This window comes from Methylibium sp. Pch-M (assembly GCF_004136295.1).
In the GTDB taxonomy this organism is placed as follows: domain Bacteria; phylum Pseudomonadota; class Gammaproteobacteria; order Burkholderiales; family Burkholderiaceae_C; genus Methylibium; species Methylibium petroleiphilum.
Genome location: NZ_CP029606.1, coordinates 2,031,333 through 2,053,178, shown reverse-complemented (window position 1 = coordinate 2,053,178; position 21,846 = coordinate 2,031,333). Strand labels below are relative to the sequence as shown.

The 21,846-nt window shown below is 70.1% G+C and carries 20 protein-coding genes; 3 read left to right on the top strand and 17 right to left on the bottom strand.

The genetic code is table 11. From position 1 onward, the window contains the following. Positions 1-411: 411 nt before the first annotated feature. Positions 412-2,469 (top strand): primosomal protein N', encoded by a 2,058-nt coding sequence (priA, locus tag C1M51_RS09910; RefSeq protein WP_409072601.1) that lies wholly within the window; start codon positions 412-414, stop codon positions 2,467-2,469. Here the strand turns inward: priA and C1M51_RS09905 are convergent. The 4 genes from C1M51_RS09905 to C1M51_RS09890 form a co-directional block, all read right to left on the bottom strand. Continuing rightward, positions 2,466-3,218, bottom strand: coding sequence for an amino acid ABC transporter permease (locus C1M51_RS09905; RefSeq protein ID WP_129449432.1), 753 nt, complete (start codon positions 3,216-3,218; stop codon positions 2,466-2,468). The genes priA and C1M51_RS09905 overlap by 4 nt on opposite strands. Positions 3,219-3,248: 30 nt before the next feature. Continuing rightward, positions 3,249-4,106, bottom strand: coding sequence for a basic amino acid ABC transporter substrate-binding protein (locus C1M51_RS09900; protein ID WP_129449430.1), 858 nt, complete (start codon positions 4,104-4,106; stop codon positions 3,249-3,251). A gap of 124 nt (positions 4,107-4,230) precedes the next feature. After that, positions 4,231-5,241, bottom strand: coding sequence for a porin (locus C1M51_RS09895; RefSeq protein WP_129449429.1), 1,011 nt, complete (start codon positions 5,239-5,241; stop codon positions 4,231-4,233). A gap of 255 nt (positions 5,242-5,496) precedes the next feature. Further along, complete coding sequence (locus tag C1M51_RS09890; protein ID WP_129449427.1) at positions 5,497-6,489, bottom strand: AEC family transporter; 993 nt, start codon at positions 6,487-6,489, stop codon at positions 5,497-5,499. Between the two features lie 147 nt (positions 6,490-6,636). Between C1M51_RS09890 and C1M51_RS09885 the strand changes: the two genes are divergently transcribed. Together C1M51_RS09885 and C1M51_RS09880 are read left to right on the top strand one after the other, a co-directional pair. Then, complete coding sequence (locus tag C1M51_RS09885; protein WP_129452154.1) at positions 6,637-8,718, top strand: ATP-dependent helicase; 2,082 nt, start codon at positions 6,637-6,639, stop codon at positions 8,716-8,718. Positions 8,719-8,836: 118 nt separating this feature from the next. Further along, positions 8,837-9,775 carry a CysB family HTH-type transcriptional regulator gene (locus C1M51_RS09880; protein ID WP_129449425.1) on the top strand — a complete coding sequence of 313 codons (939 nt, stop codon included), beginning with the start codon at positions 8,837-8,839 and terminating at the stop codon, positions 9,773-9,775. A 27-nt stretch (positions 9,776-9,802) separates the two neighbouring features. On the opposite strand, the gene C1M51_RS09875 is transcribed toward C1M51_RS09880, so the two are convergent. The 13 genes from C1M51_RS09875 to C1M51_RS09815 all read right to left on the bottom strand — a co-directional run bounded on the left by C1M51_RS09875 (position 9,803) and on the right by C1M51_RS09815 (position 21,652). After that, on the bottom strand, positions 9,803-10,858 hold the full coding sequence (locus tag C1M51_RS09875) for a sulfate/molybdate ABC transporter ATP-binding protein (protein WP_129449423.1): 1,056 nt from the start codon (positions 10,856-10,858) through the stop codon (positions 9,803-9,805). Then, positions 10,855-11,769, bottom strand: a complete 915-nt coding sequence (gene cysW, locus C1M51_RS09870; protein ID WP_129449421.1) for a sulfate ABC transporter permease subunit CysW — start codon at positions 11,767-11,769, stop codon at positions 10,855-10,857. The genes C1M51_RS09875 and cysW overlap by 4 nt, the downstream gene beginning before the upstream one ends. 1 nt (position 11,770) lies before the next feature. Continuing rightward, complete coding sequence (gene cysT, locus C1M51_RS09865) at positions 11,771-12,607, bottom strand: sulfate ABC transporter permease subunit CysT (RefSeq protein WP_129449419.1); 837 nt, start codon at positions 12,605-12,607, stop codon at positions 11,771-11,773. Positions 12,608-12,707: 100 nt separating this feature from the next. Next, entirely contained in the window at positions 12,708-13,721 is a 1,014-nt protein-coding gene (locus C1M51_RS09860; protein ID WP_207207741.1) for a sulfate ABC transporter substrate-binding protein, read from the bottom strand. Positions 13,722-13,890: 169 nt separating this feature from the next. Beyond that, positions 13,891-14,904: a sulfate ABC transporter substrate-binding protein gene (locus tag C1M51_RS09855; protein ID WP_129449418.1), complete on the bottom strand. Its 1,014-nt coding sequence runs from the start codon at positions 14,902-14,904 to the stop codon at positions 13,891-13,893. A 135-nt stretch (positions 14,905-15,039) separates the two neighbouring features. Then, on the bottom strand, positions 15,040-15,657 hold the full coding sequence (locus tag C1M51_RS09850) for an alpha/beta hydrolase (protein WP_242499642.1): 618 nt from the start codon (positions 15,655-15,657) through the stop codon (positions 15,040-15,042). Positions 15,658-15,667: 10 nt separating this feature from the next. Further along, positions 15,668-15,886: a molybdopterin-binding protein gene (locus C1M51_RS09845; RefSeq protein ID WP_129449417.1), complete on the bottom strand. Its 219-nt coding sequence runs from the start codon at positions 15,884-15,886 to the stop codon at positions 15,668-15,670. Positions 15,887-15,999: 113 nt separating this feature from the next. Beyond that, positions 16,000-16,383: a thioredoxin family protein gene (locus tag C1M51_RS09840; protein WP_129449416.1), complete on the bottom strand. Its 384-nt coding sequence runs from the start codon at positions 16,381-16,383 to the stop codon at positions 16,000-16,002. 162 nt (positions 16,384-16,545) lie between these two features. Continuing rightward, a complete protein-coding gene (locus C1M51_RS09835; RefSeq protein WP_242499641.1) occupies positions 16,546-17,469 on the bottom strand; it encodes an ATP-binding cassette domain-containing protein in 924 nt (307 codons plus the stop codon). A 31-nt stretch (positions 17,470-17,500) separates the two neighbouring features. Continuing rightward, positions 17,501-18,346 carry an aliphatic sulfonate ABC transporter permease SsuC gene (gene ssuC, locus C1M51_RS09830; RefSeq protein ID WP_242499640.1) on the bottom strand — a complete coding sequence of 282 codons (846 nt, stop codon included), beginning with the start codon at positions 18,344-18,346 and terminating at the stop codon, positions 17,501-17,503. Positions 18,347-18,369: 23 nt separating this feature from the next. Further along, the gene (gene ssuD, locus C1M51_RS09825) at positions 18,370-19,566 is read right to left on the bottom strand and encodes an FMNH2-dependent alkanesulfonate monooxygenase (RefSeq protein WP_129449415.1); all 1,197 of its coding nucleotides are present in this window, start codon (positions 19,564-19,566) and stop codon (positions 18,370-18,372) included. Between the two features lie 43 nt (positions 19,567-19,609). After that, positions 19,610-20,605 carry an aliphatic sulfonate ABC transporter substrate-binding protein gene (locus C1M51_RS09820; protein WP_129449414.1) on the bottom strand — a complete coding sequence of 332 codons (996 nt, stop codon included), beginning with the start codon at positions 20,603-20,605 and terminating at the stop codon, positions 19,610-19,612. Between the two features lie 9 nt (positions 20,606-20,614). Then, the gene (locus C1M51_RS09815) at positions 20,615-21,652 is read right to left on the bottom strand and encodes a sulfonate ABC transporter substrate-binding protein (protein WP_129449413.1); all 1,038 of its coding nucleotides are present in this window, start codon (positions 21,650-21,652) and stop codon (positions 20,615-20,617) included. Between the last annotated feature and the right edge of the window lie 194 nt (positions 21,653-21,846).

Here is a 21,846-nt window from a genome sequence, read left to right as displayed (position 1 = left end):
GCACCCGGCAAGCCGGGTTTACCCGCAAACGACGCCCGAGAGGCCTGACTTATCCCCAGAATCGTGTCAAGCCCCGCACCGCGATGAGGCTGCTGCATCGCAACAGCCTTTCGACCGACGAATGCGCTAAGTCGTTGATTCTTATATAGACATTTTTCTGCCTTCGAAAGCATCAGCGCAAGCCGCGGCCTGTGCTATCAAGCAGTTAGCGCGCGTTTGCGCAGGTTTCCCACAAAGTTTTCCACAGGGCACGTGGATAGCTCGAAAACCCCAAACGAATCAACGGCTTGGCCGCTTTCCTTGATACGAATTTGAGATTCCTTGGGCAAGTCACCTTCATCGCGAGCGGCCGCCACGTCCGCACCGGCGGCGGGCGCTGAGCCCCCGGCGCCGGCCCGTGAGCCGGTCGTGGTGCCGGTGGTGATCGACGCACCGCAGTACAGCGGCCTGAAGGCGGCGCTCGGGTACCTGAGCGAGCGCCCGCTCCGGCCTGGCACGTTGCTGCGCGTGCCGCTGGGTCGCCGTGAAGTGCTGGGCGTGGCCTGGGACGCGCGCCCCGGCGAGGACGCGGCGGTGCCCGACGGCGTGACGTTGCGCGAGGTGGCCGCGGTGTTCGACGCGCTGCCGCCGCTGCCGGCCGCCTGGCGCGAGCTGGTGGACTTCGCCGCGTCGTACTACCAGCGCAGCCCGGGCGAGGTGGCGCTGGCGGTGCTGCCGCCCGAACTGCGCACGTTGAGCGCCACGCAGCTGGAGCGCCGGCTCTCGCGGCTGCGCGCCAGGCTGCTGCCGCCCAGCGGCGAGCAGGGCGCGCTGCCCGCCCCCAGCGCCGAGCAGGCGCAAGTGCTGCAGGCACTGGCCGCGACCGCGGACGATGCCGCCGTGACGCTGCTGCACGGCAGCACCGGCAGCGGCAAGACCGAGATCTACCTGCGCGAGGCGCAGCGCGTGGTCGACGCGGGCCGCCAGGCGCTGGTGCTGGTGCCGGAGATCAACCTGACGCCGCAGCTCGAAGAGCGCTTCCTGGCGCGCTTTCCGGGCCGCCGGGTGGTGTCGCTGCACAGCGGCCTGACGCCGGCGCGCCGGCTGAAGCACTGGCTGATGGTGCTGCTGGGCGAGGCCGACCTGGTGCTGGGCACGCGGCTGGCGGTGTTCGCGCCGCTGCCACGGCTGGGGCTGGTGATCGTCGACGAGGAGCACGACCCGTCCTACAAGCAGCAGGAAGGCGCGCGCTATTCGGCCCGCGACCTGGCCGTGGTGCGCGGCCGCATCGAGGGCGTGCCGGTGCTGCTGGGCTCGGCCACGCCCTCGCTGGAGAGCTGGCACAACGCGCTGGCGGCGGCCGAGGGCGGTGCCGGCCGCTACACCCGCCTGACCATGGCCGCGCGCATCGGCGGCGGCGTGCTGCCCACGGTGCGGCTGGTCGACATGAGCCGGCTGCCCAAGGAGGTGCTGCGCGACAGCGCGCTGTCGCCCGCGCTGCTGGGCGCGCTGCGCGAGCGGCTGGCGCGCGGCGAGCAGAGCCTGGTGCTGCTGAACCGCCGCGGCTACGCGCCGGTGCTGCATTGCACCGAGTGCGGCTGGAAGAGCGCCTGCGCGCACTGCAGCGCGTGGCGGGTGTTCCACAAGCTCGACCGCACGCTGCGCTGCCATCACTGCGGTCTCACCGAGCGCGTGCCGCGCGCCTGCCCGGACTGCGGCAATGCCGACATCCAGCCCACCGGCCGCGGCACCGAACGCCTGGAGGAGCAGCTGGCGCTGGCGCTGCCCGGCGCGCGCGTGGGCCGCATCGACGCCGACACCACGCGGCGCAGCGGCGCGCTGGAAGCCGAGCTGGCCCGCGTGCACGCCGGCGAGGTGGACGTGCTGGTGGGCACGCAGATGATCGCCAAGGGCCACGACTTCCGCCGCATGACGCTGGTGGCGGCGGTGAACCCCGACGCGGCGCTGTTCAGCAGCGACTTCCGCGCGCCGGAGCGCCAGTTCTCGCTGCTGATGCAGGCCGCCGGCCGCGCCGGCCGCGATGCCGGGCAGGCCGACCGCGCGGAGATGTGGGTGCAGACCTGGCACCCGCAGCACGCGCTGTACGCGGCGCTGCGCACGCACGACTACGCGGCCTTCGCGCAGGCGCAGCTGGCCGAGCGGCGGTCGGCGAGCCTGCCGCCCTACACCCACCTGGCGCTGCTGCGCGCCGACGCCCGCGAGCAGTCGGTGGCGCAGGCCTGGCTGCGGGCGGTGAGCGACGAGGCCCGCGAACTCGCCGCACAGCACCAGGTGGCGCTCTACCCGCCGGTGCCGCTGAGCGTGCAGCGCGTGGCCGACATGGAGCGGGCGCAGCTGCTGGTGGAGTCGGCCTCGCGGCCGGCGCTGCAGCGCTTTCTCTCGACCTGGGACGCCACGCTGCGGCGCAAGCGACCGGAGCAGAAGGGGCTGCTGCGCTGGGCGGTCGACGTGGACCCGCTGGCGATCTAGCGCCCGCGCAGGTGGTCGGGCGATTCGAGCCGCTTGGCCAGCGTGGACAGCAGCCAGGTGAGCAGCAGGTAGACGGCCGAGATCGCGAGGTAGGGTTCCCAGTAGCGCGAGTAGGCCCCGGCCACGGTGCGCGCGGCCAGCGCCAGCTCGGCCAGGCCGATGGCCGACACCAGCGACGAATCCTTGATCAGCGTGACCGCCTCGTTGACCAGCGGCGGCACCATGCGGCGCACGGCCTGCGGCAGGATCACGTGGCGCATGCTCTGCGCGTGCGTCAGGCCCAGGCTGTAGGCCGCCTGCGTCTGGCCGCCGTGGATGCTCTGGATGCCGGCGCGGAAGATCTCGGAGATGTAGGCGCCGGCGTTCAGCGTGAGCGCCAGCGCGCCGGAGAAGAAGGCGCCGTAGTTCTGGCGGAAATCACGTGCGGCCTCGCCGGTGAGCAGCAGGCCGTTGTCCGGATGGATCAGCGCCGGCATCAGCGCGAAGTGCACCAGCAGGATCTGCACGAACAGCGGCGTGCCGCGGAAGAAGGTGACGTAGGCGATGGTCAGCCACTGCGCCGGCTTGATCAGCGCGGCCGCCAGCGGCGACCTCGGGCGGGGTGCATAGCGCGTGCTGCTGATCAGGCCCAGCACCAGCCCGAGCGCGAGGCCGGCGACGATCGCGACGACCGTCAGCTTGATCGTCATCAGGACGCCGGCCAGGAACAGCGGTCCGTAGCCGGCCAGGATCTCCCAGCGAAAGTCCATGGGAGATCCTCGGGGTCCTGATGCTGCCGCTTACTTGGAAGCCGCTGCCGCGGGAGCGGCTGCACCGAAGGTCTTGGCGTAGACCTGGTCGTAGCTGCCGTCGGCCTTGATCGCCGCGATGCCCTTGTTGACCTTCTCCAGCAGCTCGGCGTTGCCCTTCTTCACCGCGATGCCGTACTGCTCGGGCGCGAAGGCGCTGTCGCTGACGGTCTTGAAGTTGGCGGCCGCGTTGTTGGTCACGTAGTTGATGACCACGCCGTTGTCGGCCACGACGGCATCGACGCCGCCGGCCTCGAGCTCCTTCAGCGCCAGCGGCGTGGACTCGAAGCGCTTGACGTTGGCGCTGTTCTTGCCCTGCAGCTTGGTCACGACCTCGTCGCCGGTGGTGCCGGTCTGCACGCCGACCTTGAGCTTCTTGAGGTCGTCGAACTTGGCGACCTTGGAGCTGCCCTTCACCGCGATCAGCTGGTAGGCGTCGAAGTAGGGGGTGGAGAAGTCCATCGTCTGCTTGCGCTCGTCGGTGATGGTGATCGACGAGATCAGCAGGTCGCGGTCGCCCTGCTGCAGCGCGTTGAAGATGCCTTCCCACGGCGTGTTGACGAACTTCACCTCGAAGCCGCCCTTGGCCGCGACGGCCTGGAGCAGGTCGATGCTGAAGCCGACGATCTCGCCCTTCTCGTTCTGGAACTCGAAAGGCGCGTACGCGGCATCGGTGCCGACGACGTAGACCTTGGCGGGCGCAGGCGCCGGAGCGGAGGCCACCGGCGCGGGCGCGGCAGCGGGGGCGGCGGCGGGTGCCGGCTCTTCCTTCTTGCCGCAGGCGGCGAGCAGCAGGCCGGCGCCGAACAGGCCGGCGGTCTTCAGAAACTGGCGGGTCGTGAGCTTCATGCGGGTTCCTCGTGGGGGATCCGGAATCGGGGGCGACGGATCGACGGTGGCCGATTGTCACCGGATTGTTGATGCAAAAAAGCGGCCCGGAGGCCGCTTTTCGAACTGGGCCGAGAGACTCGGATCAGAAGTGGTGGCGGATGCCGATCGCAAGCGAGGACCAGTCCTCGTTGGGCAGCACGGCCAGCGCGCTGTAGCCAGCGCCGTAGGGCACGGAGCCGTTGTCGTTCAGGGTGTAGAACGCGTACAGCTTGGTGCGCTTGGAGAGGTTGTAGCCGTAGCCGACGGTGTAGACCTTGGCATCGGAATTGGGCACGTTGTCCCACTTGTCGGCGTAGCCGACCACGCCGTGGAACTCGTGCGCGCCGACCACGTACATGCCGGTCACGTGGTAGTGGTTGCGCTTGCCGAGGGCGGTGCTGTCGTTGTACTCATAGGCCAGACCCAGGGTCAGCGGGCCCATGGTATAGGCACCGGCGGCCGAGAAGCCTTCGATGACGTCATCGCCCGCCACGTTCTCCGACTTGCTGTAGCCGGCACCGACGTGCAGGTTCTCGACGTCGTAGCTGATGACGCCTTCGTAGGTCTTGCTGTACAGGTTGGGTTCGACGTTGGTGCCGGTCGCGTCGGCGCCTTCACCGGCGTTGACCGTCAGCGCGACGGTGAAGCCGCCACCGAAGGTGGGCGAGGTGTACTCGACGGCGTTGTTCGACGTGAAGTTCAGCGTGTACAGCTTGTCTTCCGCGGAGGTGCCGGTGTCGTGGTTCACGAAGCCGATCCAGTCGAGCGTGGCGTAGTACAGCGCGCTCGTGATCTTGCCGGCCTTGATCTGGCCCCAGGAATTGCTCTTCAGGCCGACGAAGGCTTCGCGGCTGAAGCCGCCGCTGCCGGCGCCGTTGTCGGAACCGAAGCCGGTTTCGAGCATGAAGAAGGCGCTCAGGCCACCGCCGAGGTCTTCATTGCCCTTCAGGCCCCAACGCGACGCGTTGTTTTCCATGACGGTGCGGTCGGTCTGACCGTTGTCCTGGAACTCGATGGAGGTGTTGACGCGGCCGTACAGCGTGACGCTGCTCTGGGCGAACGCGCTGCCGGTGAATGCCGCGCACAGGGCGGCGGCGAGGGCGAGTTTCTTCATCAGGAATCTCTCTTTCGTGGAGGGTTGGCGGGGCGAAACAACCAACGTCTTGATCGAAGACGCGGACCGGTTGGTGCCTCGTGAAAGTTTAGTGAAGCCGCCGCCCGCAGCCACCATTTACGATCTGCAACAGGCGTCCGAAGCGCTGTTCTGACGCGTTCGCGCAACACCTGCGATCGTGGCCCGGCGGCTGTCGCCCACGCGACAAACCGCACGCCGAGCAGACCGCGCACCGCTTCAGGGCACGCGAAAAACTCAGCCCCCTCGCACGCCGAACCACCACGCCAGCGCCGAGAAACTGACGAAGGCGAGCACGGTCGACGCCATGATCACGCGGGCGACGCGCCCGGTGTCGGCCCCGTGCCGCTCGGCGAGCAGCGAGACGCCGCTGGCCGACGGCAGTGCGGCGGTCAGCGTCAGCACCATCAGGTTGAACGGCGTCAGTGCGGCGCCCATCGCGATGGCCGCGCTGCCGATCGCGAACAGCAGCGCCGGGTGCACGCACAGCTTGATCAGTGCGAGCGGCAACACCGCGACGAAGGGCGCACGCTGCGCGCCGTCGCGGGGGGTCGCGTCGAGGCGCGCGTGCTCGCCGGCCCGCCACAGCACGGCGCCGATGGTGAACAGCGCGACCGGCGTGGCGGCATCGGCCAGCAGTTCGACGATGCGCTCCAGCGGCCCCGGCAACGCCAGCCCGGCGGCGGAGAACAGCGCGCCGAGCGCGATGGCCCAGGGCTGCGGGTTGGCGATCGGCCCGCGCAGCGCATTGCGCAGGCGTGCGCCGAGCGGCAGGTGCGAGGCGCCGTGCATCTGCGCCAGCGCAAGGCAGACCGAGCTGATGATGAACATGTCGACCAGCAGCGTGACCATCACCGGACCGGCCGCCGCCGCGCCGATCAGCGCCGTCATCATCGGCATGCCCATGAAGCCGCTGTTCGGGAAAGCGGCCACGAGCGCGCCGAAGGCTGCATCCTTGAGGTGCACGCGCGCACCGAGAGTGAGCACGACGGTCAGCGCCACGAGGCCGAGGCCCGCGAGCGTGTAGACCGCCAGCATCGTGGGGTTCAGCAGGTTGCCGATCGGCGTGCTCGCGCCGAAGCGGAACAGCATGCAGGGCAGGGCGAAGAACAGCACGAAGGCGTTGAGGCCGGGGATCGCGGCCTCCGGCATCACGCGCGTGCGCGCCGCAAGGTAGCCGCACAGCACGAGCGCGAAGAACGGCACCGTGACGGACAGGATCGCTTGCATCGCGGCGGCAGTATGTCAGGCCGCGCTCCGGGGCCTCGGCCGGCAACGCTTGGCTATCATCGCGCGCCCCGCCGTTCGCCACGGCTCCGTCCCGTCGTCTCCGCTCCGTCCTCCTTGTCCGCGCCTGCCTCGCTCAACACCGCCCAGATGCAGGCGGTTCACCACCTGGCCGGCCCCTGCCTGGTGCTGGCCGGCGCCGGCTCGGGCAAGACGCGCGTCATCACGCACAAGATCGCGCGCCTGCTGGAAGCCGGGCTGGCGCCGTCGCAGATCGCCGCCATCACCTTCACCAACAAGGCTGCCGCCGAGATGCGCGAGCGCGCCAAGGCGCTGGTGGGCGCGCGGCCGGCCAAGGGTCTGTTGATCAGCACCTTCCATTCGCTCGGCGTGCGGCTGCTGCGCGAGGACGGCGCGGCGCTGGGGCTGAAGCCGCAGTTCTCGATCCTCGACAGCGACGACGTGCTGGGCATCCTGCGCGACGCCGGCGGCACCACCGACGCCAAGACCGCGCGGCGCTGGCAGTGGGCCATCAGCCTGTGGAAGAACCAGGGCCTGACGCCGGCGCAGGCCGAAGCCGAGGCGAAGAACCCCGACGAGGTGCAGGCCGCGCGCGTGATGACGCGCTACCAGGAGCGGCTCGCGGCCTACCAGGCGGTGGACTTCGACGACCTGATCGGCCTGCCGGTGGCGCTGCTGCAGCGGCACGACGCGGTGCGCGCGAAGTGGCAGGCGGCGCTGCGCCACGTGCTGGTCGACGAGTACCAGGACACCAACGCGCAGCAGTACGAACTGCTCAAGCTGCTGGTCGGCGACGGCCAGGGCGGCCGCGACCGGCCGGCGATGTTCACCGCGGTCGGCGACGACGACCAGAGCATCTACGGCTGGCGCGGCGCGACGATCGACAACCTCAAGCGCCTGCCGCAGGACTACCCGGACCTGCGGGTGATCCCGCTGGAGCAGAACTACCGCTCGACCGGCAACATCCTGCGCGCCGCCAACCACGTGATCGCGGCCAACCCGAAGATCTTCGACAAGAAGCTGTGGAGCGAATTCGGCGACGGCGAGCCGGTGCGCGTGGTGGAGAGCGACAGCGAGGAACACGAGGCCGAGCGCGCGGTGGCGCGCATCCAGGCGCTGCGCGGCCAGGGCGGCGCGGCGGCCGGCGCGGTGGGCGGGCAGGGCATCGAGTGGAAGGACTTCGCGATCCTCTACCGCGCCAACCACCAGGCGCGCGTGTTCGAGCAGGCCCTGCGCAAGGCGCAGATCCCGTACAAGGTGTCGGGCGGCCAGAGCTATTTCGAGCGCGCCGAGATCAAGGACCTGTGCGCCTGGTTGCGCCTGCTGGTGAACCAGGACGACGACCCCGCCTTCCTGCGCGCGGTCACCACGCCCAAGCGCGGCATCGGCCACCAGACGCTGGCCGGGCTGGGCGAGTTCGCCGGCCGCTGGAAGGTGTCTCTCTACGAAGCGCTGTTCGCGGAGTCGCTCGGCACGGTGCTCAGCGCGAAGGCGGTCGGCTCGCTCCATGAGTTCGGCCGCTGCGTCAACGACCTCGAGTACCGTGCGCGCCAGGCCGTCGGCGCCGAGGAGGCGCGCGCGCTGCTGATGGGCTGGCTGAAGGACATCGGCTACGAGCAGCACCTGCACGACGGCGAGGACAGCGAGAAGCTGGCCGCCGCGCGCTGGTCGAACGTGCTCGACTTCGTCGACTGGATCGCCAGGCGCTGCGGCGGCGAGACGGCCGACGACGGCAGCGGCCAGGAGAGCGAGCGGCGCAGCGTGCTCGAAGTGGCGCAGACCATCGCGGTGATCATCAGCCTGGCCGAGCGCGGCGACGACCAGAACGTGCTGACGCTCTCCACGCTGCACGCCGCCAAGGGGCTGGAGTGGCCGCACGTGGTGCTGGCCGGCGTCAACGAGGGCCTGCTGCCGTTCAAGACCGACGACGAATCGCTCACCGCGGCCTCGCTGGCCCAGCGGCTGGAGGAGGAGCGGCGGTTGATGTACGTGGGCATCACCCGCGCCCGCAGCACGCTGGCGGTCAGCTGGCTCAAGCGCCGCAAGCGCGGCCGCGAGACCGTGGCCGGCGCGCCCAGCCGCTTCATCGCCGAGATGAAGCTGGAAGAAGGCCGCGCGAAGGAAGACCCGCGCGAGAAGCTGAAGGCGCTGCGGGCGGCGTTCGCGGCCAAGGCCGCGCAGCCGGCGTCCGGCCCGACCGCCGCGGACTGAGTGCGCCGCGCGCGCCGAAGGCCTTATGCCGACGGCGCGAAAGCAAACTACGAAACGGTCGTTCCCTCGCGCGCCGCCAGCCCGGACACTCGAAAACTTTCGATTCGCGGCTGACCCGATGAACTTCCAGCAACTGCGCTCCGTCCGCGAGGCGGTGCGGCTCGGCTTCAACCTCACCGACGTGGCCGAGGCGCTGCACACCTCGCAGCCCGGCGTGAGCCGACAGATCCGCGAGCTCGAGGACGAGCTCGGCGTGGACATCTTCGTGCGCGCCGGCAAGCGCCTGACCGGCCTCACCGCGCCCGGCGAGGCGGTGCTGCCGATCGTGGAGCGGCTGCTGCACGATGCCGACAACCTCAAGCGCGCCGGCGCCGACTACGCCCAGCAGGACCACGGCCCGCTGTCCATCGCCGCCACCCACTCGCAGGCGCGCTACGCGCTGCCGCCGGCGGTGCGCGACTTCCGCGGCAGCCATCCGGGCGTGCAGCTGCAGCTGCACCAGGGCTCGCCGAAGCAGGTGGCGCAGATGCTGCTCGACGGCGAGGCCGACATCGGCATCGCGACCGAGGCGCTGGCGCAGTACCCCGACCTCGTGGCGCTGCCCTGCTACCGCTGGACGCACGCGGTGCTGGTGCCGCCCGACCACCCGCTGCTCGACGGCGGCGCCCTCACGCTGAAGCGGCTCGCCGAATACCCGCTGATCACCTACGACGCCGGCTACACCGGTCGCGCGCACATCGACGAGGCCTTCGAGCGCGAGGGCCTCACGCCCACGCTGGCGCTGACGGCGATGGACGCCGACGTGATCAAGACCTACGTGGAGCTGGGCCTGGGCGTCGGCATCGTCGCGTCGATCGCCTACGACGACGAGCGCGACCGCCACCTGCGCGCGCTCGACGCGCGCCACCTGTTCGCCGTCAACATGACGCGCCTGGCTCTCAAGCGCGGCAGCTACCTGCGGGCCTATGTGTACGACTTCATCGAGAGCTTTGCGCCGTCGCTGACGCGCAAGGTGGTGCAGCGCGCGCTCGACGGCGGCAAGGTCGACGAACTCTGAGCCCCCCGCGGGGGGCCGCCGCGCCGGTCAGATCATCGCGGCCGGATCGGCCTCGGTTTCCTGCGCGAAGCGCGTCACGCGACGCGGCAGCAGGTGCACCGTGGCGCCGGGATCGAGCGGGAAGCGCTCGCGCAGCGCATGGAACTCCGAGCGCGGCAACTCGACGTCGATGTAGCTGCCGTCGTCCACGCGCTTGAACTCCACCCGCGTGTTCGGCCCCACGGTCAGCGCCTGCGACAGCGTCACCGGCAGCGAGCCCTCGGCCGGTGCGGCCAGGATCGCCAGCTCGTGCGGGCGCACGTAGCTGACCTCACTGCTCTTCGCGTCGCCGCGGCCCGCACCGAAGCGGCCATGGAACAGGTTCACGTCACCCAGGAACTGCAGCACGAAGGGCGACGCCGGGTGGTCGTACACCTGGTCCGGCGGGCCGTCCTGCTCGACGCGGCCCTGGTTCATCACGACGATGCGGTCGGCGACCTCCATCGCCTCCTCCTGGTCGTGGGTGACGAACACGCTCGTCACATGCACCTCGTCGTGCAGGCGGCGCAGCCAGCGGCGCAGCTCCTTGCGCACCTTGGCGTCGAGTGCCCCGAAGGGCTCGTCGAGCAGCAGCACCTTGGGCTCCACCGCCAGCGCGCGCGCCAGGGCGATGCGCTGGCGCTGGCCGCCCGACAGCTGGTGCGGGAAGCGGTCGGCGATCCAGTCGAGCTGCACCAGCTTCAGCAGCGCGGTGACCTTGCTGCGGATCTCGGCCTCGCTGGGCCGCGTGGCCTTGGGGCGCACGCGCAGCCCGAAGGCCACGTTCTCGAAGATCGTCATGTGCGCGAACAGCGCGTAGTGCTGGAACACGAAGCCGACCTGGCGCTCGCGCACGTCGGTGCGAGTGGCGTCCTCGCCGTGGAACAGCACGCTGCCGCTGTCGGGCACTTCCAGGCCCGCGATGATGCGCAGCAGCGTGGTCTTGCCCGACCCCGAGGGCCCGAGCAGCGCGACCAGCTCGCCCGAGGGGATGTCGATGGAGATGTCGTCGCAGACGACGGTGGGGCCGAAGCGCTTGTTCAGGTTACGGACTTCGATGCTCATACGGCCTCCAGCGCGCTCGCGCCCTTGATCTGGTTTCTCACCCGTCGCTCCACCAAGTACTTCAGCACCAGCGTCACCAGCGCCAGCCCGGCCAGCAGCGAAGCCACCGCGAACGACGCGGCGAACTGGTATTCGTTGTAGAGGATCTCGATGTGCAGCGGCATCGTGTTGGTCTGGCCGCGGATGTGGCCCGACACCACCGACACCGCGCCGAACTCCCCCATCGCCCGCGCATTGCACAGGATCACGCCATACAGCAGCGCCCACTTGATGTTGGGCAGCGTCACGCGCCAGAAGATCTGCCAGCCCGAGGCACCCAGCACGCGCGCCGCCTCCTCCTGCTCGACACCCTGCGCCTGCATCAGCGGGATCAGCTCGCGCGCGATGAACGGGAAGGTGATGAACACCGTGGCCAGCACGATGCCGGGCAGCGCGAAGATGATCTTCAGGTCGTGCTCGCGCAGCCAGCCGCCCAGCCAGCCCTGCAGGCCGAACACCAGCACGAAGATCAGGCCGGCGATCACCGGGCTCACCGAGAACGGCAGGTCGATCAGCGTCAGCAGGATGTTCTTGCCGCGGAAGTCGAACTTGGCGATGCACCAGGCCGCGGCGACGCCGAACACCAGGTTCAGCGGCAGCGACACCGCCGCGGCCAGCAGGGTGAGCTTGATGGCCGACAGCGCATCGGGCTCGACGATCGCGGCGAGGTAGACGTCCCAGCCCTTCTTCAGCGCTTCGTAGAACACCGCGAACAGCGGCACGAACAGGAACACCGTCAGGAACACCAGCGCGATGCCGATCAGCGTGCGGCGCACCCACGGCGCCTCCGTGGTGGCGTTGCGCAGGTTCGCCGGGGCGACCGCCGCAGCGGGTGCGGCGGCTTTCAGGGCCAGCGTGGCGCCGGTCGTCATGTCAGTTTCCTCCCTGGCGGCGGCGCGACCAGGCCTGCAGCAGGTTGATGCCCAGCAGCAGCACGAAGCTCGACACCAGCATCACCACCGCGATCGCGGTGGCGCCGGCGTAGTCGTACTGCTCGAGCTTGGTGATGATGAGCAGCGGCGTGATCTCGCTCACCAGCGGCAGGTTGCCGGCGATGAAGATCACCGAGCCGTACTCGCCCAGCGCGCGGGCGAAGGCGAGCGCGAAGCCGGTCAGCAGCGCCGGGATCAGGATCGGGAAGATCACCAGCCGGAAGGTCTGTGCGCGGCTCGCGCCCAGGGTGGCGGAGGCCTCCTCGATCTCCTTGCTCAGGTCCTCGAGCACCGGCTGCAGCGTGCGCACGACGAAGGGCAGGCCGATGAAGGTGAGCGCGACGAACACGCCCACCGGCGTGAAGCTCACCTTGAACGGCAGGTACTGCCCGATCCAGCCGTTCTGCGAATAGATCGCGGTGAGCGCGATGCCGGCCACCGCGGTGGGCAGCGCGAACGGCAGGTCGACCAGCGCGTCGACGATGCGCTTGAACGGGAACTCGTAGCGCACCAGCACCCAGGCGATGACCAGCCCGAACACCGCGTTGAGCAGCGCGCCCGCCAGCGAGGCGCCGAAGGTCAGCCGGTACGAGGCCACGACCCGCGGCGAACTCACCGCCTCCCAGAACGCCGGCCAGGTGAGCGTGAAGGTCTTCAGGAACGCGGCCGACAGCGGGATCAGCACGATGAGGCTCAGGTAGAGCAGCGTGAAGCCCAGCGCGAGGTCGAAGCCGGGCAGCACGCTGTGCCGCCGCAGCAGGGTGCGAGAGAGGAACATGACTACCCCTCGCCGAACGAGGCCGTTCGTCGCTCCCCCGAGGGGAGGCGGGCCGGCTTGGGGCGGCCCGGCGCTCGGCCCGCGCGCGTCTGCAGGGTTCTCACTTGCGCGCCGCCAGGATCTGGTCGTAGATCCCGCCGTCGTCGAAGTGCTCCTTCTGCGCCTTGCTCCAGCCGCCGAAGATCTCGTCGATCGTGAAGGTGTTGACCTTGGGGAAGTCCTTCGCGTACTTGCTCAGCAGCGCGGGCGAGCGCGGGCGCAGCTGGTGCTTGGCGGCGATCTCCTGCGCTTCGTCGGACCACAGGAACTTGAGGTAGGCCTCGGCCTGCTTGCGCGTGCCCTTCTTGTCGACCACGCTGTCGATCACGCTCACCGGGTTCTCGGCCAGGATGGTCGACTTGGGGTAGACCACGTCGAAGTGGTCGCCGAACTCGGCCTTGATCAGGTTGACCTCGGACTCGAAGGTCGCCAGCGCGTCGCCGATGTTGCGCTGCGCGAAGGTGGTGGTCGCCGCGCGGCCGCCGCCGTCGAACACCGGCACGTTGGCGAAGATCTTCTGCACCAGATCGCGGGCCTGCGCCGGCGTGCCGCCGGCCTTGATCGCCGAGCCCCAGGCGGCCACATAGCTGTAGCGGCCGTTGCCGGTGACCTTGGGATTCGGGATCACGACGCTGACGCCGGGCTTGGCCAGATCGGGCCAGTCGGCGATCTTCTTCGGGTTGCCCTTGCGCACCAGGATCACCGTGACCGACGTGGTCGGCGCGGCGTTGTTCGGCAGGCGCTTCGCCCAGTCTTCGGGGATCAGCTTGCCGCGGGTGGCGATGGCGTCGATGTCGCTCGACTGGTTCATCGTCACGACGTCGGCCTCCAGGCCGTCGATCACCGCGCGGGCCTGCTTGCTCGAGCCGCCGTGGGACTGGTTGATCGTCAGGTCCTCGCCGCTGGCCTGCTTCCACTGCTTCTGGAAGGCCGGGTTGATCTCCTTGTAGAACTCGCGCGCCACGTCGTAGCTGACGTTCAGCAGCGTCGGCCCGGCGGCCGTGGCCCAGCCGGCGGCCAGCCACAGGGGAGAAACGATCAGCGCGCGGCGCAGCGACGAAGGCAGGAGAGACATGATGGGGCAGGGCCCGGAGCCCCGCGGAAAGGTCGATGGGAGCGGATGCTAGGGACCGCCGCTTCAAACCGGAACGACAGATTCGTCGAATGCTTATGAGAAAAATGGCGTAGCCAAACGCCGACAGGCGCCCACCCGCGGGCGCCTGCTCTCCTTGCAGGACTTGCGTCTACTTCTTGGTGTAGATCTGGTCGAACACCCCGCCGTCGGCGAAGTGCGTCTTCTGCGCCTTGGCCCAGCCGCCGAACACCTCGTCGATGGTGAACAGGTTGACCTTCGGAAAGTTCTTCGCGTACTTGGCCGCGACCTTCTCGTCGATCGGCCGGTAGAAGTTGCGCGCCGCGATCTCCTGGCCTTCCGCGGTGTACAGGTACTCCAGGTAGGCCTGGGCCACGTCGCGGGTGCCCTTCTTGTCGACCACCTTGTCGACCACCGTCACCGGCGGCTCGGCCAGGATGCTCAGCGGCGGATAGACGATGTCGAACTTGTCGGCACCGAACTCCTTCAGCGACAGGTGGGCCTCGTTCTCCCAGGCCAACAGCACGTCGCCGATGCCGCGCTCGGCGAAGGTCACCGTGGAGCCGCGGGCGCCGGAATCCAGCACCGGCACGTTCTTGAACAGGGTGCCGACGAACTCGCGCGCCTTGGCGTCGTTGCCGCCGGGCTGCTTGAGCGCGAAGCCGTAGGCCGCCAGGTAGCCCCAGCGCGCGCCGCCCGAGGTCTTGGGGTTGGCGGTGATCACCGACACGCCCGGCTTCACCAGGTCGTCCCAGTTCTTGATGCCCTTCGGGTTCCCCTTGCGCACCAGGAAGATGTAGGTGGAGGTGTAGGGCGAGCTGTTGTGCTTCAGGCGCTTCTGCCAGTCGGCGGGCAGCAGCTTGGCCTTCTCGCCGATCTCGTCGATGTCGTAGGCCAGCGCCAGCGTCACCACGTCGGCGTCGATGCCGTCGATCACCGAGCGGGCCTGCTTGCCCGAGCCGCCGTGCGACTGCTTGACGGTCACGTTGTCGCCCGTCTTGCCCTTCCAGTGCTTGGCGAAGGCAGCGTTGTACTCGACGTAGAGCTCGCGAGTCGGGTCGTAGGAGACATTGAGCAGGGTCACGTCCTTGGCGGCGGCGGCACCGGCGGCCAGGGTCAGGAAGGCGGCGGCGAGCGCGCCACGGACGGAAGCGAAACGGGTCATGAAGGTCCTCGGGATCACGGAATCAGGGCGGGAATGAGCGAATGGGGAGATGCTAGAAAACGCCGCTTCGACGCGGAACGAATGAAAGCAAGGACGCTTATGCGTTCAGCGACCAAGCGGCCACGGCGGCGCGCCTCAGACCGCGAACGACCACTCGGCCAGCGTCGCGCGCTCCGGCCGTTGCTCGCGGGCGAGACGCGCACTCATCGCGGTGACCCAGCGCCGCGCCAGCGGCAGCGGACCGAAGCCGGCCTCGGCGTTGATGTGCCCGGCATCGCCGAGCGTCAGCCACGCACTGCCCCAGCGCTGGGCCCAGCGGCGGCTGCTGGCGGCGGTCATCCAGGGATCGGTGTCGCTGGCCACCACGGTGCTCGGTACCGCGAGGCGCTGCTGAGGCAGCAGCCCGGCCACGCCGAATTTGTCGGGGTCGGCCGGTGCGACGAACAGCGCGGCGCGCACCGGCGAATCGGGGCGCTGCGCCAGGTGGCGGGCCAATGCGAGGCAGCCGAAGCTGTGCGCGACAGCGACGAACGATTCTGGCTCGCCGCCGCGGCTGCGCCCGGCCGCGCGCTCCAGTGTCGCGTCGATGCGCGCGGCCCAGCGTTCGAGCCGCGGGTCGGACCAGTCGCGCTGCACCACGCGCGCGGCGTCGCGGTACTGCGACTGCAGCCAGGTCTGCCAGTGCACCGGCCCGCTGTCGTTCAGCCCCGGCACCACCAGCAGGCGAGGCACCTGGAACGCGGCGGCGTGCATGGCGGGCGGCCTACAGCGTGGCGATCGACACTTCGGTCGACTTGACCAGCGCGATCACGTCCTTGCCGGGCACCAGCTGCAGCTCCTTGACCGAGCGCGTGGTGATGACCGAGGTCACGATCAAACCGGCCGGGGTCTCGACGTCGATCTCCGACACCACCGGCCCTTCGATGATCTCCTTGACTTTGCCGCGGAACTGGTTGCGGACGTTGATGGCGGTGATGCTCATGCGGGGACTTCCTCTTCAGTGCAAAACCTGAAGGTAGCCCGCGCCGCTTCTGCAACCAACGAAGCTCTTCGCCTGCCCACATGCGCAAACCGCATGAGGGCGGAGCGCCGCGCTCAGCCGTTCACTGTCTGTCCGATTGCGCGCACCGTCGTCACCAGCGCATCGGCCTGCGCTGGTGGCAGTGCGACCAATGCGGCGCCGCGCGCGGCCTCCAGCGTGCGCGCCAGCGTGGCGGCGTGCGGGAGCAGCGTGCCGAAGAAGCGCAGCTCGGCGCCACGCGCCACCAGCACGGTCGGGAAGTTCTCGATGTCGAGGTCGAGCGGCGCGAGCGCATCGCTGTCGTCCTCGATGTCCACCCACACGCAGCGCAACGCCGGTTGCTCGCGCGCCAGCGCCTCGAAGACCGCGCGGTAGTCGCGGCAGGTGCCGCACCACTCTGCACACAGGCAGGCCACCAGCCAGTCGTCCTCGTTGCCGCCCTGCGCGCTCGTCGTCATGCCGGCAGTGTGCCCGCGCGGCGGCGGTGCGCGGGGCGGTGGGGGCATGGGCCGGGCCGCTGCCCCCTCACCCCCACCCTCTCCCCCGATGGGGAGAGGGAGCCGATCTGCCCCCTCTCCCGCACGGCGGGAGAGGGCCGGGGTGAGGGTTCTGGCGAGCCCTCAGACGGCCCAGCGCAACCGGTGCGCCCGGTACGGATCCGGCAGCACGTCCGTGACCGCCGGCTCGACCGCCGGCTGCTGCAGCACGCGCTGCAGGATGCCCTCCTCGCGCGCAGCGAAGCCGGCGTCGCCGCGCGAGCGCGGCCGGGCCAGCGCGACGCGCTCGTCGAGCACGATGCGGTGGTCCTCGATCAGCAGCACGCGATCGGCCAGCGCCACCGCCTCGGCCACGTCGTGCGTCACCAGCAGTGCGGTGAAACCGTGGCGGCGCCACAGGCTCTCGATCAGGCGCTGCATCTCGATGCGCGTCAGCGCGTCCAGCGCCCCCAGCGGCTCGTCGAGCAGCAGCAGCCGCGGCGCATGCACCAGCGCACGCGCCAGCGCCACCCGCTGGCGCTGGCCGCCCGACAGCACCGCCGGCCATTCGCCGGCGCGCTCGGCCAGGCCCACCTGCGCCAGCGCCTCGCGGGCCCGTTCCTTCGCGTCGCGCCCTTCGAGGCCGAGCGCCACGTTGTCCAGCACGCGCTTCCAGGGCAGCAGGCGGGCGTCCTGGAACATCACGCGCAAGTCGCGCCGCTGATCGAGCGAATCGCTCGCGCCGTCGAGTGCGATCGAGCCGTGGCTCGCGGTCTCGAGCCCGGCCACGAGCCGCAGCAGCGTGCTCTTGCCGCAGCCGCTGCGGCCGACGATGGCGACGAACTCGCCGGGCTCGATGCGCAGGTCGATCGCGTCGAGCACCACGCGGTCGCCGAACTGCTTGCCGACGCGGTCGAGCCGCAGTGCGGTGCCACGCGGCGCGTCGTTCGCGTGGCGCGCGATGGCCGGCGCCTCGGCGGCGGCCGGGGCCCGGCGCGTGGCCGGCCAGGCGAACTCGGGCGCCGTCGCGACCGCGAGTTCGTTCAGTTCGATTTCGAGGTGGTGCATGGTCGTGCCGCAGCGGAAGAGGAGGGGGACGTCACGGCACCGACCGGTAGCCGGGATGCCAGCGCAGCCACCAGCGCTCGAGCGCCTTGGCCGCCAGGTCGGCCAGCTTGCCGAGCAGCGCATAGAGCAGGATGCCGACCAGCACCACGTCGGTCTGCAGGAACTCGCGCGCATTCATCGTCATGTAGCCGATGCCGGCCTGCGCCGAGATCGTTTCGGCCACGATCAGCAGCACCCACATCAGGCCGAGCGCGAAGCGCAGGCCGACCAGGATGTTCGGCAGCGCACCCGGCAGGATGACCTGCCGATACAGCGCGAAGCCCGACAGCCCGTAGCTGCGCGCCATCTCGATCAGCGCCGGGTCGACCGCGCGGATGCCGTGGAAGGTGTTCAGGTAGACCGGGAAGAACACGCCGAAGGCGACCAGGAAGAGCTTGGCGCCCTCGTCGATGCCGAACCACAGGATGACCAGCGGGATCATCGCCAGCGGCGGGATGTTGCGCACCATCTGCAGCGTCGAGTCGAGCGCGGTCTCGAGCGTGCGGAAAGTGCCGGTCGCGAGGCCGAGCACCAGGCCCAGGCCGCCGCCGATCGCCAGGCCGGCGAAGGCGCGCCAGGTGCTGGTGGCCACGTGCTGCCACATCTCGCCCGACGCGGCCAGCGCCCAGAACGCCTTCAGCACCGCCCAGGGCTCGGGCAGGATGCGGGTCGACAGCCAGCCCAGCTGCGACGCCAGCTGCCAGCCGCTCAGCAGGGCGACCGGCAGCAGCCAGGGCAGCAGGCGGCGCAGCACCGCCCCGGAGGCCGGCCGCGGCGCGGGTCGGGCCGGCGCGGCGCCGCTCGTCGGCACGGGCTCGGCAGCATCGATGACAGTCATGGTGGCTCCCTCCGCGCCTTCGATCAGCTGGCGCTCACGCGCAGCGGCGCGGCGGCCGGCGGCGGCACGAAGCTGTTGGCGACGATCTCGCCGAACGGCCCGCTGAGCACGTGGGTCGCTGCCGCGCCGGCCTCGTGCTGCAGCGGCAGCAGCGGGAACACCAGCTCGGCCACGCGGTGCGCCTCCTCCAGGTGCGGATAACCCGACAGGATGAAGTGATCGAGCCCGAGCGCCGCGTATTCCTTGATGCGCGCGGCCACCTGCTCGGGGTTGCCGACCAGTGCCGTGCCGGCGCCGCCGCGCACCAGGCCCACGCCCGCCCACAGGTTGGGCGAGATCTCCAGGCCCTCGCGGATGTTGGCGCGGTTGAACTGGCCCTTGTTGAGCTCGGCCATGCGGCGCTGGCCCACCGAGTCCATCTGGCCGAAGCGCTGCTGCGCGGCGGCGATGGTGGCGTCGTCGAGGTGCGACAGCAGCGCGCCGGCCGCGCGCCAGGCCTCGTCTTCCGTCTCGCGCACGATCACGTGCAGGCGGATGCCGAAGCTCAGCGTGCGACCGTGCTTCGCGGCGCGGCGCCGGATGTCGGCCACCTTCTCGGCCACCGCGGCCGGCGGTTCTCCCCAGGTGAGGTAGGTGTCGAACTGCTCGGCCGCCAGCTCGTGCGCGGCCTCCGACGAGCCGCCGAAGAACAGCGGCGGATAGGGCTTCGCGATCGGCGGGTAGAGCAGCTTCGCGCCCTTCACCTGCAGGTGCTGGCCGTCGAAGTCGACCGCGTTCTGCGGTTCGTGCGAACGTGCGATCACCTCGCGCCAGATCTTCATGAACTCGACCGACTGTTCGTAGCGTTCGGCGTGGCTCAGGAACTGGCCGTCGCCGGCCAGCTCCTCGGCGTCGCCGCCGGTCACCAGGTTCACCAGCAGGCGCCCGCCGGAGAGCCGGTCGAAGGTGGCCGCCATGCGCGCCGACTGCGAAGGCGCCACCAGCCCGGGCCGCAAGGCAACGAGGAACTTCAGGCGCCGCGTCTCGCCGATCAGGCTGGCCGCGACGACCCACGGGTCCTCGCAGGAGCGGCCGGTCGGGATCAGCACACCCTCGTAGCCCAGGCTGTCGGCGGCGATCGCGACCTGACGGAAGTAGTTGTAGTCGGCCGCGCGCGCGCCTTGCGCGCTGCCGAGGTAGCGCGAGTCGCCGTGGGTGGGAATGAACCAGAGCAGCTTCATCGCTCGTCTCTCCTTCGTCTTCGGTCGTGTCGTTGTTGTTGCCTCAGCGGGCGGCGTTCGCGACGCGTGCCGCACCCGAGGCGCCGGGTTGCCACACGATCTCGGCCACCGCCACCGGCTTGGGGATCAGCCCGAGCTGCTGGAAGGCATCGGCCACGCGCTGCTGGTCGGCCACCAGCGCCGGCGACAGCGGCTTCACCGGCGACGGCGGGCGGCGCGAGATGAACCGATGCACCGTCGCCAGGCTCAGGCCGCTGAAGTCGGCGATGAACTGCGCCGACTCCTTGCGGTGCGACTGCACGTAGGCATCGGCCCGCGTCAGCTCGTCGAGCAGGGTCTGCACCGCCTGCGGATGGTTCTGCGTGAACGCGGTCGACGCGAGGTAGAACGAGTTGTTGCCCGACAGGCCCACGCCGTTGCTCAGCACGCGCGGCTGGATGTCGAGCTCGGTCGCGGCGTAGTACGGGTCCCAGATCGCCCAGGCATCGACGCTGCCGCGCTCGAAGGCAGCGCGTGCGTCCGACGGCGGCAGGTAGATCGGCGTGATGTCACTCCACCGCAGCCCGGCCTGCGCCAGCGCGCGCACCACGAGGTAGTGCGCGCTGGAGCCCTTCTGGAACGCGACCTTGCGGCCCTTCAGGTCGGCCAGCGTGCGCAGCGGCGAATCGGGCTTCACCAGGAGGGCCGAGCTCTGCGGCTTGGGCGGCTCGGCGCCGACGTAGCGCAGGTCCTTGCCGGCCGCCTGCGCGAACACCGGCGGCGAGTCGCCGGTGAGGCCGATCTCCAGGCTGCCGACCGCCAGCGCCTCCAGCAATTGCGGACCGGCCGGGAACTCGATCCACGACACCTTGCTGTCGGGGAAGCGCTTCTCCAGTGCCCCCTGCTGCTTGAGGATCACCAGGTTGACGGCGCTCTTCTGGAAGCCGATGCGGATATCCTTCGGCGCGGCCGGCTGGCTGTGCCCTTCGGGCGCGAACAACAGCAGCCCGGCGGCCAGCGCCAGCACGCCGGCGAACAACGCATGTCGGTGCAAGCTCATCGCGTCGCCTCAGGGCTGCTTCTGCGCGACGCGCACCGCGGGCAGGGCGTCGGCCACGCGGATCGGCTTGGGGATCAGCTTGAGCTCGTGGAACACGTCGGCGATCTGCTGCTGCTGCGCCGCGACCTGCTCGCTGAGCGGCGTGACGCTGAAGTTGTAGCGGCGCAGCGCGAGCTCGACGATCTCCGGGTCCAGGCCCTGCAGCGGCGCGATGATCGCCGCGGCGCGCTTCAGGTCGGCCTTGAGCCAGCGGCCCTGCTCCTGCGAATCGGCGAACAGCGCCTGGATCACGTCGCCGTTCTTCTGCACGAACTTGCGCTCGGCCAGGTAGAACAGGTAGTTGTTGGCGACGCCGTTGCGGCCGTCGACCAGCACGCGCGCGCCGGTCTGCTTCTCGACCGCGGCGAGGAAGGGGTCCCAGATCGCCCAGGCATCGACGGCGCCCTTCTCGAACGCCGCGCGGGCATCGGCCGGCGGCAGGAAGACCGGCTGGATGTCCGTGTACTTCAGGCCGGCCTTCTCGAGCGCGCGCACCAGCAGGTAGTGCACGTTCGAGCCCTTGTTCAGCGCGACCTTCCTGCCCTTGAGTTCGGCCACGCTCCTGATCGCCGAGCCCTGCGGCACGACGATGGCCTCGGCCTCCGGCGCGGCCGGGTCGTGGCCGATGTAGACGAAGTCGGCGCCGGCCGCCTGCGCAAAGATCGGCGGCGCCTCGCCGACGTGGCCGATGTCCACCGAGCCGACGTTCAGGCCTTCCAGCAACTGCGGGCCGGCCGGGAACTCGACCCACTTCACGCCCACGCCCAGCGGCGCGAGCTTCTTCTCCAGCGAGCCCTGCGCCTTCTGCAGCACGAACAGGCTGGCCGACTTCTGGTAGCCGACGCGCAGCGGATCGCGCGCCGCGCCCGCCGACTGCGCACGGGCCAGCGGCCAGGTACCGAGCGCGGCCGCACCGGCGGCGGCGCCGAAGGCCTGCAGCAGGCGGCGACGGGACGACTGCGGCAGCCGGCTCCAGCGGGACGAGGAAGAAGAATCCGAATGGCTCATGGGGAACTCCGGTTCGTGGGTGCGGCGAACGTCGCCGCGCACCAACGAGGAAAGAAAGGACGGGGGCGGCCGATGAACCAGGCCAGAAGGCAGAGACGAGCGAAGGAGACGCAGCCTGCAACCGCCCCCGCGTCAAAGGGGTCGCGATCGGTTCAGGCCGGACAGCGGAAGAGTGACAAGGCGGCTCCGTGTGG

What these genes read in the sequence shown, in the direction of transcription:
- ssuC (WP_242499640.1), bottom strand. Translation starts at nt 18,346, where the DNA reads ATGACTGTCATCGATGCTGCCGAGCCCGTGCCGACGAGCGGCGCCGCG.
- C1M51_RS09815 (WP_129449413.1), bottom strand. Translation starts at nt 21,652, where the DNA reads ATGAGCCATTCGGATTCTTCTTCCTCGTCCCGCTGGAGCCGGCTGCCG.
- C1M51_RS09820 (WP_129449414.1), bottom strand. Translation starts at nt 20,605, where the DNA reads ATGAGCTTGCACCGACATGCGTTGTTCGCCGGCGTGCTGGCGCTGGCC.
- C1M51_RS09905 (WP_129449432.1), bottom strand. Translation starts at nt 3,218, where the DNA reads ATGGACTTTCGCTGGGAGATCCTGGCCGGCTACGGACCGCTGTTCCTG.
- C1M51_RS09845 (WP_129449417.1), bottom strand. Translation starts at nt 15,886, where the DNA reads ATGAGCATCACCGCCATCAACGTCCGCAACCAGTTCCGCGGCAAAGTC.
- C1M51_RS09895 (WP_129449429.1), bottom strand. Translation starts at nt 5,241, where the DNA reads ATGAAGAAACTCGCCCTCGCCGCCGCCCTGTGCGCGGCATTCACCGGC.
- C1M51_RS09880 (WP_129449425.1), top strand. Translation starts at nt 8,837, where the DNA reads ATGAACTTCCAGCAACTGCGCTCCGTCCGCGAGGCGGTGCGGCTCGGC.
- C1M51_RS09850 (WP_242499642.1), bottom strand. Translation starts at nt 15,657, where the DNA reads ATGCACGCCGCCGCGTTCCAGGTGCCTCGCCTGCTGGTGGTGCCGGGG.
- C1M51_RS09885 (WP_129452154.1), top strand. Translation starts at nt 6,637, where the DNA reads ATGCAGGCGGTTCACCACCTGGCCGGCCCCTGCCTGGTGCTGGCCGGC.
- C1M51_RS09900 (WP_129449430.1), bottom strand. Translation starts at nt 4,106, where the DNA reads ATGAAGCTCACGACCCGCCAGTTTCTGAAGACCGCCGGCCTGTTCGGC.
- C1M51_RS09835 (WP_242499641.1), bottom strand. Translation starts at nt 17,469, where the DNA reads ATGCACCACCTCGAAATCGAACTGAACGAACTCGCGGTCGCGACGGCG.
- cysW (WP_129449421.1), bottom strand. Translation starts at nt 11,769, where the DNA reads ATGACGACCGGCGCCACGCTGGCCCTGAAAGCCGCCGCACCCGCTGCG.
- cysT (WP_129449419.1), bottom strand. Translation starts at nt 12,607, where the DNA reads ATGTTCCTCTCTCGCACCCTGCTGCGGCGGCACAGCGTGCTGCCCGGC.
- C1M51_RS09890 (WP_129449427.1), bottom strand. Translation starts at nt 6,489, where the DNA reads ATGCAAGCGATCCTGTCCGTCACGGTGCCGTTCTTCGCGCTCGTGCTG.
- ssuD (WP_129449415.1), bottom strand. Translation starts at nt 19,566, where the DNA reads ATGAAGCTGCTCTGGTTCATTCCCACCCACGGCGACTCGCGCTACCTC.
- C1M51_RS09875 (WP_129449423.1), bottom strand. Translation starts at nt 10,858, where the DNA reads ATGAGCATCGAAGTCCGTAACCTGAACAAGCGCTTCGGCCCCACCGTC.
- C1M51_RS09855 (WP_129449418.1), bottom strand. Translation starts at nt 14,904, where the DNA reads ATGACCCGTTTCGCTTCCGTCCGTGGCGCGCTCGCCGCCGCCTTCCTG.
- C1M51_RS09860 (WP_207207741.1), bottom strand. Translation starts at nt 13,721, where the DNA reads ATGTCTCTCCTGCCTTCGTCGCTGCGCCGCGCGCTGATCGTTTCTCCC.
- C1M51_RS09840 (WP_129449416.1), bottom strand. Translation starts at nt 16,383, where the DNA reads ATGACGACGAGCGCGCAGGGCGGCAACGAGGACGACTGGCTGGTGGCC.